Source organism: Glutamicibacter sp. St.4D3 (assembly GCF_059728615.1).
The window spans coordinates 2,435,178-2,451,835 of record NZ_AP039380.1 but is presented as its reverse complement, the minus strand read 5'-3'; the positions used below and the strand labels follow the sequence as shown (position 1 = coordinate 2,451,835).

13 protein-coding genes are annotated in these 16,658 nt (G+C 66.4%); 8 read left to right on the top strand and 5 right to left on the bottom strand.

Features of this window, described 5'->3' with window-relative positions:
• From AC6I21_RS11330 to AC6I21_RS11315, 4 genes are all read left to right on the top strand, one after another.
• Window positions 1–1,083: an alpha-ketoacid dehydrogenase subunit beta gene (locus tag AC6I21_RS11330; protein WP_138926639.1), complete on the top strand. Its 1,083-nt coding sequence runs from the start codon at window positions 1–3 to the stop codon at window positions 1,081–1,083.
• Window positions 1,084–1,087: 4 nt separating this feature from the next.
• Window positions 1,088–2,497 carry a dihydrolipoamide acetyltransferase family protein gene (locus tag AC6I21_RS11325; RefSeq protein ID WP_497763422.1) on the top strand — a complete coding sequence of 470 codons (1,410 nt, stop codon included), beginning with the start codon at window positions 1,088–1,090 and terminating at the stop codon, window positions 2,495–2,497.
• A 226-nt stretch (window positions 2,498–2,723) separates the two neighbouring features.
• Entirely contained in the window at window positions 2,724–3,746 is a 1,023-nt protein-coding gene (locus AC6I21_RS11320) for a hypothetical protein (protein WP_497762399.1), read from the top strand.
• A 57-nt stretch (window positions 3,747–3,803) separates the two neighbouring features.
• Window positions 3,804–4,991, top strand: a complete 1,188-nt coding sequence (locus AC6I21_RS11315) for an MFS transporter (RefSeq protein WP_360028176.1) — start codon at window positions 3,804–3,806, stop codon at window positions 4,989–4,991.
• A gap of 4 nt (window positions 4,992–4,995) precedes the next feature.
• Here AC6I21_RS11315 and AC6I21_RS11310 read toward each other — a convergent pair whose 3' ends face one another.
• The gene (locus AC6I21_RS11310; protein WP_446754391.1) at window positions 4,996–5,835 is read right to left on the bottom strand and encodes a phosphatase PAP2 family protein; all 840 of its coding nucleotides are present in this window, start codon (window positions 5,833–5,835) and stop codon (window positions 4,996–4,998) included.
• A gap of 99 nt (window positions 5,836–5,934) precedes the next feature.
• Here AC6I21_RS11310 and AC6I21_RS11305 point away from each other — a divergent pair, with 99 nt between their 5' ends.
• The 3 genes from AC6I21_RS11305 (at window position 5,935) to menD (ending at window position 10,998) form a co-directional block, all read left to right on the top strand.
• A complete protein-coding gene (locus tag AC6I21_RS11305) occupies window positions 5,935–6,954 on the top strand; it encodes an o-succinylbenzoate synthase (RefSeq protein WP_497762398.1) in 1,020 nt (339 codons plus the stop codon).
• A 145-nt stretch (window positions 6,955–7,099) separates the two neighbouring features.
• Window positions 7,100–9,187, top strand: a complete 2,088-nt coding sequence (locus AC6I21_RS11300) for a PhoX family protein (RefSeq protein WP_497762397.1) — start codon at window positions 7,100–7,102, stop codon at window positions 9,185–9,187.
• A gap of 59 nt (window positions 9,188–9,246) precedes the next feature.
• On the top strand, window positions 9,247–10,998 hold the full coding sequence (gene menD, locus AC6I21_RS11295; protein ID WP_497762396.1) for a 2-succinyl-5-enolpyruvyl-6-hydroxy-3-cyclohexene-1-carboxylic-acid synthase: 1,752 nt from the start codon (window positions 9,247–9,249) through the stop codon (window positions 10,996–10,998).
• A gap of 88 nt (window positions 10,999–11,086) precedes the next feature.
• Here the strand turns inward: menD and AC6I21_RS11290 are convergent, their stop codons facing one another.
• The 4 genes from AC6I21_RS11290 to AC6I21_RS11275 form a co-directional block, all read right to left on the bottom strand.
• Window positions 11,087–11,869 (bottom strand): amino acid ABC transporter ATP-binding protein, encoded by a 783-nt coding sequence (locus AC6I21_RS11290; RefSeq protein WP_138926633.1) that lies wholly within the window; start codon window positions 11,867–11,869, stop codon window positions 11,087–11,089.
• A gap of 11 nt (window positions 11,870–11,880) precedes the next feature.
• On the bottom strand, window positions 11,881–12,675 hold the full coding sequence (locus tag AC6I21_RS11285) for an amino acid ABC transporter permease (protein WP_446754387.1): 795 nt from the start codon (window positions 12,673–12,675) through the stop codon (window positions 11,881–11,883).
• Window positions 12,676–12,787: 112 nt separating this feature from the next.
• Complete coding sequence (locus AC6I21_RS11280) at window positions 12,788–13,576, bottom strand: ABC transporter substrate-binding protein (protein WP_343831921.1); 789 nt, start codon at window positions 13,574–13,576, stop codon at window positions 12,788–12,790.
• 318 nt (window positions 13,577–13,894) lie between these two features.
• Window positions 13,895–15,238, bottom strand: coding sequence for an isochorismate synthase (locus AC6I21_RS11275; RefSeq protein ID WP_360028172.1), 1,344 nt, complete (start codon window positions 15,236–15,238; stop codon window positions 13,895–13,897).
• Between the two features lie 301 nt (window positions 15,239–15,539).
• Here AC6I21_RS11275 and AC6I21_RS11270 point away from each other — a divergent pair, with 301 nt between their 5' ends.
• Entirely contained in the window at window positions 15,540–16,637 is a 1,098-nt protein-coding gene (locus AC6I21_RS11270; RefSeq protein ID WP_446754386.1) for a polyprenyl synthetase family protein, read from the top strand.
• Window positions 16,638–16,658: the final 21 nt, after the last annotated feature.

The following is a 16,658-nucleotide window of genomic DNA, read 5'->3' as shown; positions in this document are numbered from 1 at the left end:
GTGACTGCAACCGCATCAGCCGAGAACGGCAACGTCAGCGCCGAAACCGCACACGCCGCCGCAGCCAAGGCCGCGGCCAACCAGCCGGTGACCTTCGGCAAGGCCCTGAACACCGCCCTGGCCGACGCGCTGAGCGCGGATGAGTCGGTGGTCATCTTCGGCGAGGACGTCGGAGTGCTTGGCGGGGTCTTCCGCATCACCGACGGGCTGACCGCCCGGTTTGGTTCCCACCGCTGCTTTGACACCCCGCTGGCCGAATCGGGCATCGTGGGCATGGCCGTGGGCATGGCCATGAATGAGATGCGCCCGGTGATTGAGATGCAGTTCGACGCATTCGCCTACCCGGCCTTCGAACAGATCGCCTCGCACGTGGCCAAGATGCGCAACCGCACCCAGGGCCGCCTGCCGCTGCCGATGGTCATCCGCATCCCCTACGCCGGCGGCGTGGGCGGGGTGGAGCACCACTGCGACTCCTCCGAGGCCTACTACGCCCACACCCCGGGGCTGAAGGTCTTCACCCCCTCCACCGTGCAGGACGCCTACCTGATGCTGCGCGAGGCCATCGACTCCCCGGACCCGGTGGTGTTCTTTGAGCCGAAGAAGCTGTACTGGACCAAGGACCAGGTGGACCTGGAGGACCTGGCCCGGCAGTACGAGGCGCAGCGCGCGGCGAAGACCGAGGGCACCGCCCGCATCGCCCGCCCGGGCACCGACGCCACCCTGGTGGCCTACGGCCCGAGCGTGTCCACCGCCCTGGAGGCGGCCAAGATCGCCGCCGAGGAGGGCCGGAACCTGGAAGTCATCGACGTGCGCACCATTGTGCCGTTCGATGATGAGACCGTGGCCGCCTCGGTACGCAAGACCGGACGGGCCGTGGTGATCGGCGAAGCCCAGGGCTTCGTGTCCGTGGCCAGTGAAATCACCGCCAGGATCCAGGAGCGCTGCTTCCACTCGCTGGCGGCCCCGGTGCTGCGGGTGACCGGGTTCGACATCCCGTACCCGGCCCCGACCCTGGAAAAGCACCACCTGCCCAGCGCCGAGCGCATCCTCGACGCCGTCGACCAACTGCAATGGGAGGCCTAACGTGATCAAGACATTCCTGCTCCCCGACCTGGGGGAGGGCCTGACCGAGGCCGAACTGGTGCGCTGGATGGTCGCCGCGGGGGACACCGTGGCCGTGGACCAGCCCATCGCCGAGGTGGAGACCGCCAAGTCGCTGGTGGAGATCCCCTGTCCGTTCGAGGGCGTGGTGCACCAGCTGCACGGGGAAGCCGGGCAGATGATGCTGGTTGACGAGCCGTTCATCTCCGTGGCCACCGAGGCCGGGGAAGCCGGCGGCCAGGACTCCGGTTCGCCCGCGGACTCCGAGCCGGCCGAGGGGGCGCTGTCCTACCGTGAGGAGGAGCGTGCCGGAACCACGGCCCCGCAGGCCGAGGACGAGGGCAGCGGCAACGTGCTGATCGGCTACGGCACCGGCGCGGCCAAGTCCACCGGCAGCCGCCGGCGCCGCCCGCGCGCCGGCAGCGTGGTCACCACCCCCGGACCGGCCAACGAGCAGGCCCCGCTGGTGATCAACCCGATCGTGCGCAAGCTGGCGCGCGATCACGGGATCGACATCGCCACCGTGCAGGGCACCGGCCAGAACGGGATGGTGCTGCGCAGCGACATCCAGTCCCGCATCGACTCCGGCGCCCCGGCTGCGGCCAGCACCCCGGCCCCGGCAGCCACCCCGGCCCCGGCCGCGGCGGCCAGTGCCCCGGCCGGCGCCGGGCAGACCGATTCACGCACCGGCCTGCCGGTGGCCGAATCCACGGTGCTCTCCGGCGTGCGGCGCACCATCGCCAACGCGATGAGCACCTCGCGCCGGGAGATTCCCGAGGCGACCGTCTGGGTGGATGTGGATGTCACCAAGCTGCTGAAGCTGCGCGCCAAGGTCAAGGAAAGTGCCGGCAGCGCCCCGAGCATGCTGGCCATCATCTCCCGCTTCGCGGTGCTGGGCCTGAAGCAGTTCCCGGAACTGAACAGCCGCATCGAGGTGGGGGCCGACGGGCAGCTGACCCAGACCCGCTTCGACGGGGTGAACCTGGGCTTCGCCGCGCAAACCGAGCGGGGCCTGGTGGTCCCCAACGTGCGCGGCGCGCACCAGCTGAACGCACAGCAGCTCTCGGCCGAGTTCGCCCGCCTGGCTTCGCTGGCCCGCGAAGGCAAGGCCGGGGTGTCGGACCTGTCCGGCAGCACCTTCACCATCAACAACTACGGGGTGTTCAACGTGGATGGCTCCGCGGCGATCATCAACTACCCGGAGGCCGCGATCCTGGGCATCGGCCGGGTCGTGGAACGTCCCTGGGTGGTCAAGGGCAAGGTCAAGGTACGTTCGATCTGCGAGCTGACGCTCAGCTTCGACCACCGCGTGTGTGATGGCGGCACCGCGGCAGGCTTCCTGCGCTTCGTCGCCGATGCGATGACCAACCCGCAGCACGCGGTCATTTCACTGTAGCGGCCACCGCCACCCGGCGTGGAGCTCGGCGCCCGGCTTTCGAGCCGGGCGCCGTGCTTTTAACCCCGGAGGACTCTTTCGGCTCGGGATTTGCCCCACCGGGGCCGCGCGGGAGAGGATCAAAAGCAAAGAACGATGTGACCTGCAACTATTTTGGTGCTGGTCCATGCAAACAGCGGCGGCAGCGGATGCCGCGGCGCTGAACCCACGAGCCCGAGGAAGAGCCATGAAGCAGCCCACAGGACCGGTTACCGTCAAGCACCGGGCGGTGAGTTCACTGCTGCTGCTCGTGCCGGCGGTGGCGGTGCTGGTCACCCGGATGCTGCTGGGCGCGCAGGCCCCGGAGGTGGTGGCCACCCACTGGTCGGGGCTGGACTACCCGGATGGCTTCAGCAGCTTTGGCCCGTTCTACGGAGTGTGCCTGGGGATTGCCGCGGCCGGGGCGCTGCTGGGCCTGGCCGGGATGGGGGCCAAGCGTCCCACGGCCCAGCTGCTGATGCTGTTCCTGGGCGGCCTGGCGGCCTGGACGAGCGGAACCATGTTCATCGGCTGCGTGCTGCCGACCGTGCTGGCAGGGGACCCGGCGCAGGCGCAGTTGGGCGCCTGGATCCTGCTGCTGATCGCCGGTTCGCTGCTCGGCCTGGTGCCGGCCTGGATCAGCGGCGTGTACCAGCAGGCGAACCGGGGGATGAAGCAGGAACGCGATGAACGGATCGCCCAGGGGCAGGGACGGGAACTTCCCCAGGCGCTGCCCGTGGCGCAGCAGCCCCTGCAGCGCAGCGTGAACGCGCCGGTGTGGCTGTGGGTCCTGAGCGCGGGTCTGCTGGTGTTCACCGTGGTCATGTTCTTTGTGCTCGACGGGTCGGCGGAGAACGGTGGGGTGCTCGGCCTGCTGACCGGACCCGTGCTGCTGTTGTTCGCCCTGGCGCTGCTGTTGGGGGTGTGCCGCATAACCGTGCAGGTGGATGAGAAGGGGCTGCTGGTGACCTCCGGGATTCTGGGCTTCACGATGCGCCGGATCCCGCTGGGGCAGATCCAGAGCGTGGACAGTGAATGGATCACCCCGGGGCAGTGGGGCGGCTGGGGCTGGCGGTTCTTCCCCGGCGGCTCGGCCATCGTGTTCCGCGCCATGGACGGGCTGGTGGTGCACACCACCGGGGACAAGCGCTTTGCCGTGACCATGGAGGACTCCGAGGCCGTTCGCGACCAGTTGCTGGCCCGCATGCACCAGGCCGAACCGCGCGATTAGCCTGTCAAGGCGCCCACCCCCGCCGGTGGTGGCGGGGCTGGTGCGTAGGATTGGAGCATGAGCGAACAACCCTTCAGCCTGCGTCCCCTTGCGCTGAAGGTCTACTCACCCTCCCTGCTCTACGGGGTGGGGGTGGGGGCCGTGGCCCCGATCATTTCACTGGCGGCGCTCGGTCGCGGGGCGGATACCGCCACCGCCGCACTGATTGTCACGCTGGTTGGGGTTGGCTCTCTGCTGGCCAACGTGCCCGCCGCCGTGTTGACCACCCGCTACGGGGAGCGCATTTCCATGGTGCTGGCCGCAGCCTGGGCGAGCCTGGGCATGGTGCTGGGCATTGTCCCCAGCAACCTGGGGCTTTTTGCCCTGGGGGTGGGCATGCTGGGGATGGCCGGGGCCGTGTTCAACCTGGCCCGGCAAAGCTACCTGGCCGAGGCGGTGCCTATGGAATTCAGGGCCCGGGCCATGTCCATGCTCGGCGGGGTGATGCGCATCGGCGTGTTCATCGGGCCCTTCGCCGCGACCCTGGCCATGAAATGGCTGGGGCTGACCGGGGCGTACTGGGTGGGCCTGCTGGCCATGCTCACCGCCATGGTCGTGTGCCTGTGGATCCCCGAACTGGCCACCCGTGCCGAGCCGGCCGCCGGCAACACCCCGAACGGCACCTCGATGCTGTCCATTGCCAAGGCCCAGTGGCGGATCCTGCTGGGGTTGGGGCTGGGGGTGGTGTGCATTTCCGCGGTCCGCGCCACCCGGCAGGTGGTGCTGCCGCTGTGGGGCGAGAACATTGGCCTGGACGCGGCCACCATTTCCCTGATTTACGGCCTGTCCGGGGCGATTGACATGCTCATCTTCTACCCGGCGGGCAAGGTCATGGACAAGCGGGGCCGGGCCTGGGTGGCGGTGCCGTGCATGGCCACCATGGCGTTGGCTCTGTTCCTGCTGCCGCTGACCCACACCGTGGGCGCCATGTTGGCGGTATCCATGCTGCTGGGGTTCGGCAACGGGATCGGCTCGGGGATTGTGATGACCCTCGGGGCGGATTATTCACCGCCGGTCGGCCGGGCAAAGTTCCTGGGCCTGTGGCGCCTGATGTCCGATGCCGGGGCCATGGCCGGCCCGGTGCTGCTCTCGGGCCTGGTCGCGGTGGGCACCCTGGGCGCCGGGGTGTGGGCGCTGGGCGGGATCTCGGTGCTGGGGGCCGGAATCTTTGGCTATTTCATTCCCCGCACCCGCCGCGCCGGCTAGGCCATCAGCGCCGGCGCGCCGGGCCGAGCACCACCGAACGCAGGCACAGCCCGCTCAGCAGGGCGCTGGCCACGATGTGCGCGATCCCCAGCCCCGCATAGAGCACCAGCAGCGGGTCCGGGATCTGCTTGATGTGCGGGTGGGGCAGCAGCCAGGACAGGGCGATGACCGCCGCCCAGGCCAGCAGGGCGAGCAGCCCGGCCCGCCGTGACCAGGCGGTGCTCTTCACCTTTGCCGCCAGCGGCTGGCGGGCCTGCAGGATGGCGCAGCCAATGACCATCCACCACCCGGCCATCACGAACCCGGCGGCGATGTCCGAGGGTCGGTGCCAGCCGGAAATCAGTGTCGCCAGCCCGGTGATCGTGGCAAAGCCCCAGGCGAAGGGCCCCACGACCGGGCGCAGTCGGGGAGGGGAGATCACATACATCAGCCCCATGGCCGCCGCGGCGGTGGTGGTGTGCCCGGACGGGAAGGAGTTCATGGCGGTGCCGAAATTGAAATCCGGGCGCTCCAGGACAAAATGCTTGAGCAGCTGGGTGCTGCCCACGGCCGCCACCGCCGCCAGGCTGGCCACCGCCGCCCGCACGAAACTGCGGTCCCGGATCACCCGATAGATCAGGAACAGCACCGCAATCACCGCGCACATGGCCGGCAGCAGATCCAAGAACGCCCGCACCGGCGAATCCAGTCCGGTGCGCGGCCACCAGTTCACCCAGGCCAGGAACGCGGCCTCATCGGCCCACTGGCCCGGACGCAGCCGAACGAAGAACAGGTACTCCACGCAGCCCACCACGCCCAGCAGCGGCAGCGCCCACCACCACTTCAGATGGCGCGGCCCTTTCACTCGCCTGGAATCTCGCATGTTTCCAGATTGTCACACATCAAGTCGCCCCACAGCCCGCCCGATACGCGATACCGAACACATTGTCCTAGGCTGGTAGGCATGGAGAACCAACTGCCCAGCCTCGATGAACTCAAAGCCAACTCGTTTGTGGTGCGCCTGCCGCTGCGCGTGAAGTTCCGGGCAGTGGTCGAACGTGAGGCCCTGCTGCTGCAGGGACCGGCCGGCTGGGGAGAGTTCTCCCCCTTCTTGGAGTACGAACCGGCCGAAGCCAGCCGCTGGCTGGCCGCCGCCATCGAATCCGCCTACCAGCCCTACCCGGAGACCACGGTGCAGCGCATCCCGGTCAACGCCACCCTTCCGGCGGTGAGCACCGAACAGGTCGGCCGGGTGCTGGAACAGTACGATGCGCCGCACACCATCAAGATCAAGGTCGCCGAACGCGGCCAAATCCTGCAGGACGACATTGCCCGGGTCGCCGAAACCCGGCGCCTCTACCCGCAGGCGGCGCTGCGCGTGGACGCCAACGCCGGATGGACCGCCCAGCAGGCCGTCGCCGCCCTGGCCCGGCTAAGCGAATACGACCTGGAATACGCCGAACAGCCGGTACCGGGCATCGATGACCTGGCCCGGCTGCGCGCGGACCTGGCCGCACGGCACATTGACCTGAAGATCGCCGCCGACGAATCGGTGCGCAAGCACACCGACCCGTTGGAGGTTTCCCGCAAGGGCGCGGCGGACTTGATGGTCATCAAGGCCCAGCCACTGGGCGGCATCCGCCAGGCCCTGCAGATCGTGGCCGAGGCCGGGCTGGACGCGGTCGTCTCCAGCGCCCTGGACACCTCGGTGGGGCTGGGCCAGGGCGCCGCACTGGCCGCCAGCCTGCCGGAGCTGAAGTACGCCTGCGGGCTGTCCACCGGCACCCTGTACAAAGATGACGTCACCGAGCAGCCGCTGCTGGCCGAAGCCGGCTACCTGCAGGTGCGCCGCCCCGGCGTCAGCCGGCAGAAGCTGCGCCACTACAGCGTGGAACCCGAAGGCCGGCAGCGCTGGATGCAGCGCCTGGAAAGCTGCTACGCCATCCTGGCCGGGCAGGACCTGGCACAGCGTCCGTTGGCCTGAGGTTAACCTTCCGGTTCCCCGGCGATCACCCACGGGTGGCACGCTCTTCTTGCGCCCTTCCCAGCGCACGATGAGCCACCGCTTCACACCCCAGCCCAGGCACCGGGCTCGCGGCGTGCAGCACCACCACAGAAAGTGATCCCTGATGCAAACCTCGCGCCGGCTGCTTCCCATGCAAGGTCACACCCGCGGCAACCGTTCGGCGGCCACCTGCCATTACAAGTGCGGTGACGCGTGCGCCGCGCCGCAAGCCAACACCTCGGACAACGAGTACTTCAAGGACATCGCCGATGCTGCCCTCTCGCGGCGCAGCATGCTCGGGCTCGGCGCCGTGGGCGCGGCGGCCGTGGTGCTGGGCCCCTCCCTGCTCTCCGCCCCGGCCGCCAGCGCCGCCCAGGCGGCCCAGGGAACCCGCGGGTCGCTGCCCTTCACCGCCATCGCCCCGGTGTCCCGCTCGGTGGACGGCATGAGCGTGCCTGAGGGCTATGACTGGCACCCGATCATCCGCTGGGGTGACCCGTTGTTCTCCCGCAAGCAGGCCCTGGACCCGGCCAAACCCTCGGCGAAGGCGCAGGCCGCACAGTTCGGCTACAACTGCGACTACCTGGACATCATCGTGGACAAGTACTCATCACATCGCGGGGTGCTGGTGGCCAACCACGAATACACGAACGAGGAAATGATGTTCCCGCCCGCTTGGTTTGAGGCGAACAAGGACGAGGCCCGTCGGGTCGCGCTGGCCGCGCACGGCATGTCAGTGGTGGAAGTGCAGCGCAAGAAGAACGACCGGCGTTGGAACTACATCGTGGGCGGCGAACGCAACCGGCGCATCACCATGCACACCGAGTTCCGCATGACCGGCCCGGCCGCCGGCAGCCCGCTGCTGCGCACTCGTGAGGACGATACCGGAACCCGGGTGCTGGGAACGCTGAACAACTGCGCCGGGGGCACCACCCCGTGGGGAACCGTGTTGAGCGGGGAGGAAAACTTCGACCAGTACTTCCGGGGCCGGGGCACCGCGCAGGAAGCCCGGTACGGGATCAAGGCCAAGGCCACCGGCCGCGGCTGGGAAGAGAGCGAACCGCGCTTCGGGCTGCACCACCCCGGCTATGAGAACGAGGCCAACCGCTTCGGGTGGGTGGTGGAAATTGATCCGCAAAACCCGGACTCGGTCCCGGTGAAGCAGACCAGCCTGGGCCGGTTCAAGCACGAGGGTGCCAACGTGCGGATCGCACAGAACGGCAAGGTCATCGCCTACTCGGGTGATGACTCGCGCTTTGAATACCTGTACAAGTTCGTCTCGCGCGACACCTACCGCAAGGGGGACCGCGCCCACAACATGACGCTGCTGTCCCACGGGGATCTGTACGTGGCCACCTTCAGCGGCAATTCCCCGGCCCGTGAAATCGACGGCACCGGAACGCTGCCCACCGACGGAGCCTTTGACGGCACCGGGACGTGGGTCCCGCTGGTGCTCAACGGGGCCTCCCAGGTACCGGGCATGGCCCTGGACGAGGTCCTGGTCTACACCCGGCTGGCCGCTGACAAGCTCGGCGCCACCAAGCTGGACCGCCCGGAGGACGTGGAACCCAGCCCCGTCACCGGCAAGGTCTACGTGGCCCTGACCAACAACTCCGAACGCGGCAACCATGGCACCGAGGGGGCCACCGAGGTCAGCCCGCGCCTGCGCAACCGGGACGGGCACGTACTGGAGATCACCGAGAACCCCACCGACGCGGCCGCCAACGAGTTCAACTGGAACATCCTGCTGGTGGCCGGGGATCCCAAGTTCAATTCCTCCACCTACTTCTCCGGGTACCCGGCCGACAAGGTCTCCCCAATCTCCTGCCCGGACAACCTGGCCTTCGACTCCCAGGGCAACCTGTGGATCTCCACCGACGGGGCGCCAAGCACCATCGGTTACTCCGATGCCCTGCACAAGGTCACCCTGGATGGTGAACAACGCGGGCGGGTTGAACAGTTCCTGGCCGTACCGACCGGCGCCGAGACCTGCGGCCCGCTGATCCGCGACAGCGATCAATCGGTGTTCGTTTCGGTCCAGCACCCGGGGGAGGGCGGCAGCTACAACGAACCCCAGTCCCTGTTCCCGGACTACGTCAGTGACGGTCGCAAGGCCAAGAAGGGCCAGATGCGTGGCCCGCGACCCACCGTCGTGCAGGTGTACCGGCGCACCAAGGCCATCAAGGGCCAGGGCCGGGGACCGGGCAAGTAGTGGGCAACGGGAGGCGGTAGGCGGCAGGGACCGGCGGGGCAACCACTAGACTGGGGCAGGTGGGAGCTGAACGAAGCACGGCGCACACCGCCAACGAGTCACCCAGGGACCTGCACCACCGTGAATCCCTGCCGAATACCGCCATCGATACCGCCCGGGACGTGTTCCGCACGCTGATCGGCGCGGGAATCCGTGACCTGGTGCTCTCACCGGGTTCCCGCAGCGCCCCGCTGGCCTACGCCGCAGCGGAGGCCGAGACCAGCGGCAAACTGCGCATCCACGTACGCATCGACGAACGCTCCGCCGGTTTCCTGGCACTCGGCATGGCCCAGGCCTCCGGGGCCCCGGTGGCGATTGCCATGACCTCCGGCACGGCCGTGGGCCAACTGCTGCCGGCCATCATGGAAGCCAACCACACCGGCACCGCGCTGCTGGTCCTCTCCGCCGACCGTCCCGAGGAGCTGCAGGGCACCGGCGCCAGCCAAACCACTGACCAGCGTGGACTGTTCGGCGTGCACGTGCGTGCGAACCTGAACGTCCCGGCCGGAACCTCGCCCACACCAGCGGTAGACCAAGCCCTGCGGGCGCTCGCCGGGACAAGCAAGAGCGCGCCGGGACCGGTCCAGCTGAACCTGCAGTTCCGCGACCCGCTCACCCCGCCCCGGGACAGTGATTTAGGCGCACAGCAGTGGGCCCAGCAGATTCAGCCCGGGCGCTGGGCAGGGGAGCAGCCCGACCTGCCGCGCTGGGTGGTGCCCGGCGCCCTGCCGGCACGACGCACCGTGGTGTTGGCCGGGCATGACGCCGGCCCCGAAGCCCAGGCCTTCGCCCAGGCCCTGGGGCTGCCGCTGTTGGCCGAACCGTCCTCGAACGCACGGTTCTCGGCCCAGCTGATCACCCATTACCGGCTGCTGCTGGCCGTGGCCGGGGAACGGATCGAGCGGGTGGTGCTCTTTGGCCGCCCCACGCTCAGCCGCCCGGTGGCCCGCCTGCTGGCGAATCACAACATTCCCAGCGCCCTGTACCAGCCCCGGGCGGTGTCCTGGTACGCCCCGGGCCGGCGCCGCGAACGGCTCGTCGCAGACCCCGCCCAGCTCATCGAGTTCGCCGGCACCGCCCCGAAGGGGTGGCTGGACGCCTGGCGGAGCCTGGACGCGCAGGCACAGGGCATAGTAAGGGACCTGCAGCCGTCGAAGCATGTCAACGGCTACCAGCTGGCCCAGCTGTTGTGGCGCCACCGGCAGGGGCCGTTGTTCATCGGCTCCTCCAACATCGTGCGCGACTTTGACCTGGCCGCTGCCGGGGATGACCGGCCCGGAGCCCGGGTGTACGCCAACCGGGGTCTGGCCGGCATTGACGGGAGCATCTCCACCGCCTTGGGCCTGGCCATCGCCAGCGGCCAGCCGACCCGTGCCGTGCTGGGGGACATCACCTTCCTGCACGAGGCCTCGGCCCTGCTGCTGGCCCCCGATGAACCGCGACCCACCCTGGACGTGGTGGTGTACAACGATGCCGGCGGGGCGATCTTCTCCACGCTGGAACACGGGGCGGTCCACGAATCGGGGCGGTACGGGCAGGCGGTGGAACGCCTGTTCGCCACCCCGCACACGGCCCGACTCGACGCCCTCGCCCAGGCCTACGGATGGAAGTACTACTGCCCGCAAAATTCCGGCGAGCTGGAGGAACTGTTGGCGGCACCCCAACGGGCCGGGGTGCGGCTGATCGAAGTACGCGCCCCGCGCGAGCAGGTCCGCGCCCAGTCCGTGCAGTGGGCTGAAGCCGTCGGTGCGCTGCCCTGGCCCGAACGGTAGCCCAGCCTGCTCAGGCCATGGCACAAAGACACCGCGCACCCAAGGGGTGCGCGGTGTCCTATTTCTGCTTGGGCTGCTGGGTTCCGGCCTAGATATCCACGTGGGTGGGATCCAGCACCCGGCGCAGGAAGTCCTGGGTGCGCGGCTGCTGCGGGTTGCCGATCACGTCGGCTGCCTTGCCCTCCTCAACTACCACCCCGTCGTCCATGAACACCACGCGGTCCGCCACTTCCTTGGCAAACGTCATTTCGTGGGTGACCACCAGCATGGTCATGCCACCCTTGGCCAGTGACTTCATAATCGCCAAGACCTCGCCCACTGTTTCGGGGTCCAGTGCGCTTGTGGGCTCATCGAAGAGCATCAGCCGCGGTTCCATGGACAGCGCGCGGGCAATGGCGACGCGTTGCTGTTGCCCGCCTGACAACTGATCCGGATAGCGGCTGCCAAAATCACCTAGTCCCACCCGGTCAAGATTGGTTTGAGCAATCCTCTTTGCCTCGCTCTTGGGCCGTTTTGCGACCTTGATCTGGGCAACGGTGCAGTTCTCCAACACGGTCAGGTGGGGGAAGAGGTTGAACTGCTGGAAAACCATGCCGACATGTCGGCGCATCCTGTCCAGATCCACATCAGGATCCGTAGCCTCGAAACCGCCGACATGAATGGTGCCGCCGTTCGGCTTTTCCAGTAGGTTGACGCAGCGCAGGAGAGTCGACTTACCCGAACCGGAGGGGCCGATCAGGCAGACCACCTCTCCCGGTTCGAGGTTCAAGTCGATCCCTTTGAGCACTTCATTGTTGCCATAAGACTTGCGCAAACCGGTGATGTTCGCGCCCGCTGCTTCAAACTTTTGTTCTGTCGTAGATGTACTCATGATGCTTTCTCCTAGCGCTTTTGCCGGGCGGAGGAACCCTCAAAACGACGCGCGATCAGGCTCAATGGAATGGTGATGACCAGATAGAAGGCGCCTGCCACGATTAGCGGAGTAATGCCCGCTCCCAAGGCGGTAATTCCCTCGCGACCAAATTTTGTAATCTCGTATTGAGTCAAGCTCATGCCCAAAATAAACGCCAGGGAGGAGTCCTTGGTCAGAAGAATGACTTCATTGGTCAGCGGCGGCAGCACGATTCGAAAAGCCTGGGGAATGACGATGGTCACCATGGCTCGCCAAGCTGGCATCCCCAACGACCTTGCTGCTTCAGTTTGTCCCTTGGGAACGGCTTGCAGGCCTGCACGCAACGTTTCGGCAATGTATGCGGCCGACACCAAACCCAGCGCGACCATGATGTTTACCGGTTGCGGCCAGTTTGATTCCGGAAAGGCGACAGGAACGCCGAAGCCGAATGCGAGAAGCACGAGGATTGCCGGAACGCCGCGGAAGAACTCGATGAAACCGGTGGCGAACCAGCGGTAGGGAGCAAAAGACGCCATTTTCATGAGCGCCAACAGCAAACCCAGCACTAGACCGAAAGCAAAAGAAATAACTGTGTAGAAGATTGTGTTTTTCAGCCCGACAAGGATGAGATCGGGGAACATCGATCCAATCTTCTCGAAAGCGAAGAACGAGCTTCGGATTTGTGGCCAGTCGGCAGCAAGGATAAGTACTGCGAGAACAACGACGAAGACCGCTATTTGAATGATCTTGCTGATACGAGCCCGTTGACTTGTGGTCATAGCCATGGAAGAACCTCATGGTTGTCGGGCGCGGCGCTCCAACTTGTGATTGAAGCGCCGCGCGAAATCATTGAAGTGTGGGAAGCGGTCTCCTCGCGAAGACCGCTTTAGAAGATTCTTACTTCTGCCCCAACCACTTGTCGGTCATCTTGTCCAGGTCACCCGAGCTCTTCAGCCGGTCCAGAGTGGAATTCACCTTGTCCAGCAGCTCGGCGCTGTCCTTCGGCACCGCAACACCAAGCTTTTCACCGGTCTGAATCTCTTGAACGACTTCAAAGTCCGGCTTGTCCGCGATCGCATAGCGCAATACGGACTGGTTTCCCAGCGCCGCATCCGCCTTGTTCGAGGTCAAGGCCTGGAGCTGAAGACCGGAGTCTTCATAGCCGATGGTTTCCAGTCCTTGTTCCTTGCCGTATTTCTCACCGGTGGTGGCCTGCTGAACGGCGACACGCTTGCCCTTGGCGGATTCAACATCGGTGATCCCGGACCCCTTACGGGCGACCAGCATCAGGTCATCGTCCAGGTAAGGTTCCGAGAAGTCCATGTTGGCCTTGCGCGCATCGGTGATCGAAATCGACGACATCGCGATATCGCACTGAGTCTTGAAGAGGCCGGACTCGATCGAGTCGAAACCTGCGGTGATGACGCTCAGTTTCAAATCCATGTCGGAAGCGATCTCGTTGGCGATATCAATGTCCAGGCCAACGATCTCGCCGTCCTTTTTGAACTCGAACGGTTCGTAGGGAACATCGGAGCAGACGGTCAACTGTCCAGCGGTGCGGGGAGTGAATCCACTGCCCTCGGTGTCCGAGCTGCCGTTGTCGGAGCCGCCACAGCCGGTCAGGGCGATGAGCGCTGCTGATCCGATGGCGAGAGTGGATAGTACGTTCTTCTTGAAGGTGCGCATGGAACGGGACCTACTTTCAGGTGATGCGAGTTACAGGCGTCCTGATAATCATAACCATGACGCGGCCCACCTGAGATTCGCATCACACCGTGTCACGTGGGAATAAGCATTACTTGCTCATTGCCCACCTAATCCCTCCCCAGCCGTGGTGAAGTGTTGGGCACTAGGACTTGTGAGCGGGAAACTGCCAAAAGGTCAAGATTCAAAGTTTGGCTGTGAATGTTGTTTTAGCGCGGTCCCGACCTCGGAGGTGGGTGAGGTGCGCAGCCACCACGACCGGGCCGCATCTCCGGCCGCTTGATAGCCGGGGCACGGATTTTACTGGCGCTCGGCGTGCAGGGCCTGCAGCATGGGCCGCATTTTGGCCCATGATTCGGCCAGTTCTGATTCCGGATCCGAGCCGGTGACGATCCCGCAACCGGCGTACAGGCGCATATTGCTTTCGTCTTCCAGCACGCCTCCGCGCAGGGCAATGCCAAATTCGCCGTCGCCGCGCGAATCGATCCAGCCCACCGGTCCCGCATAGGGTCCGCGGTCCAGCCCCTCCAGTTCGCGCAGCACCTTCCCGGCGAGCTTCGTTGGGGTGCCGCACACCGCAGCGGTGGGATGGAAAATCTCGGCGATATCAAGTGCGGTGGGGAACCGGCCATCAGAGCCGGGGCGCAGCTCGGCGCTGACATCACTTGCCAGGTGCCAGACATTGGGCAATTCCAGGATGAACGGTTCCTCGGGGGCCTGCATGCCGTGGGAAATCGGATCCAGCGCCAGGGTCAGCGAGTCGATGGCCAACTGGTGCTCCACACGCTGCTTCGGGTCACTCAGCAGGACTCGCTGTGGGTAGCCTGCTTCCCCGACCGGAGCCGTGGCCCGGTCCAGTGTGCCGGCCAGGACCCGCGCTTCGGCGGTGCCGTTGGTGACGCGCACCAGCATTTCCGGGGTGGCACCCACCAGCCCGTCCACCGAGTAGGTCCAGCAGTTGTCATAGCCGCCAACCAGCTCCCGGACAACCTGCGCCAAATCGATGCCGCCGCTGCTGTGGGCAATCACGTCCCGGGAAAGCACGAGCTTGGAAATCTCGTCACCCTCCAACACCTTCAGCGCCTGGGTGACCGCCTTCAGGTAGGAGCCTGCGGTCAGGTCTCCGGGCTGCAGGCTGATCGTGCCGTGCGGGGCGCCGGTGTAGGCCGCCTCGTCCAGCAGCTCCTGGCACCGGGCCAGGGCGTAATCGTAGGTGAGCTGCTCGGTGTCCAGGGTGTCGCTGGTGATGGTGATCCACGAAAGCGCTCCGTCCTTGCCCAGGACCACCTCCGGGATCACCAGCCGGGAACGGTAGTTGCTGGTATACGAGAATGCGAACGCGCCGAAGGCCACCGGCCCGCTGCCGGGCTGGTTGATTGGATCGATCACGGTGGCGCGCTGCACGAGGTCGGTAAACCACTGCCGTGCGTCGGCGAAGCGTTCAGCCCCCTGGGTATGCAGACGGGCCACCGCCCCCAGGCCCACCAGGCCGTCACCCTGCCGGGTCCACACCAGGGCTCGGTGACGCAATGCGTCGAGCACAAAGGACGGGTCGGTGTGGTCGAAACTAAAGGTCACACTGGCAAGAACAGGCAGCTCCTGCTGCACGAAGGCAGGGGAGGCGACAGGCAAATCGGCAGACATGATACGGCTAAGCCTACCGCCGAAAGCGCGCGGTGAGGCTGTGCTGGTGGCCGCAGTCACGCTCCGGCCCAGTGCGCCCGTGCGCCGGAGTTGTCCTGCCCACGAGGTGGGGGCGGTAAGGGTGTGCCGTGTACCGCTGTGCCTTGTGGCCTCTGGCCCACGGCGAAGATAACAGCACCGCAAAGAGAAAGAGGAGGGCCACATCGGCTAGAGTGATAGAAGTTTCGGAAGCGGTGCGCTGCCGAGGAGTCCTCCTGGGACGATAACCAAACCCGTTGAAAGATAAGTAAGCCGTAAAACAGTGACTGATTCGAAAAGCAACTGGACCGCAGCCGGGCATGAGGTTCCGAACTCGATAGAGCTGAATCCGGAAACCGCGGCACTGGCCGCGACCATCAATCTTCCAGCAGGTTTCGCCCCGATTGCCGAGGACCCGGAGTTCGGCCCGGCCGTCTCCACCGGGCTGGCCAAGGTCGAGAAGCTGCTGCGCGACGCAATCGCCAACTCCGATCCGCTGATCGACGCCTCCTCCCGACACCTCGTGGAAGCCGGCGGCAAGCGGGTGCGCCCGCTGCTGGTGCTGCTGACCGCGCTGCTGGGCGAGGGAATCGACGACGATGTCATTAAGGCGGCCGCCGTGGTGGAACTGACCCACCTGGCCACGCTTTACCACGATGACGTCATGGATTCGGCCCCGATGCGCCGCGGCGCCCCGACCGCCCACGAGGTGTGGGGCAACTCAGTTGCCATTCTGGCCGGTGACCTGATCTTTGCCCGTGCGTCGGTGCTCGGTGCCGAGCTGGGCCCGGAAGCGGTCACCTGGCAGTCACGCACCTTTGAGCGCCTCTGCCTGGGACAGCTGCACGAATGGATTGGCCCGCGCGAGGGGGACGACCCGATCGCCCACCACCTGCAGGTCATCAGCGACAAGACCGCCTCCCTGCTGGCAACCTCCGGCGCCTTTGGTGCCCGTTTCGGCCAGCGCCCGGAATATGTGGCGATCCTGCGCGAATACGGCGAAAAGGTAGGCGTGGCCTTCCAGGTGGCCGACGACGTGATCGACCTGGTCGCCACCAGCGGCAACTCGGGTAAGACTCCGGGGACCGACCTGCGCGAAGAAGTTCCCACCCTGCCGGTGCTGAAGCTGCGTGAAGCCGCGGCACACGGGGACCACGATGCAATCGCGGCCCTGGAGCTTGTTGACGGTGATTTGAGCAGTGACGAGTCGCTGGCCCAGGCCGTTGCGGCCGTCGGAGCGCACCCGGCAACCCGCCAGGCCTGGGAAGTGGCCCGCCAGTGGGCTGATGATGCCATCAAGGTTCTGGAACCGCTGCCCGAAGGCACCGTGAAGCACGCGTTGATCGCCTTCGCTGACGCCGTGGTCACCCGCGAGGCCTGAGCGTTGAAGCGCCCTTGAGGG

What these genes read in the sequence shown, in the direction of transcription:
- AC6I21_RS11305 (WP_497762398.1), top strand. Translation starts at nt 5,935, where the DNA reads ATGGAGAACCAACTGCCCAGCCTCGATGAACTCAAAGCCAACTCGTTT.
- AC6I21_RS11290 (WP_138926633.1), bottom strand. Translation starts at nt 11,869, where the DNA reads ATGAGTACATCTACGACAGAACAAAAGTTTGAAGCAGCGGGCGCGAAC.
- AC6I21_RS11320 (WP_497762399.1), top strand. Translation starts at nt 2,724, where the DNA reads ATGAAGCAGCCCACAGGACCGGTTACCGTCAAGCACCGGGCGGTGAGT.
- AC6I21_RS11285 (WP_446754387.1), bottom strand. Translation starts at nt 12,675, where the DNA reads ATGGCTATGACCACAAGTCAACGGGCTCGTATCAGCAAGATCATTCAA.
- AC6I21_RS11280 (WP_343831921.1), bottom strand. Translation starts at nt 13,576, where the DNA reads ATGCGCACCTTCAAGAAGAACGTACTATCCACTCTCGCCATCGGATCA.
- AC6I21_RS11300 (WP_497762397.1), top strand. Translation starts at nt 7,100, where the DNA reads ATGCAAACCTCGCGCCGGCTGCTTCCCATGCAAGGTCACACCCGCGGC.
- AC6I21_RS11315 (WP_360028176.1), top strand. Translation starts at nt 3,804, where the DNA reads ATGAGCGAACAACCCTTCAGCCTGCGTCCCCTTGCGCTGAAGGTCTAC.
- AC6I21_RS11275 (WP_360028172.1), bottom strand. Translation starts at nt 15,238, where the DNA reads ATGTCTGCCGATTTGCCTGTCGCCTCCCCTGCCTTCGTGCAGCAGGAG.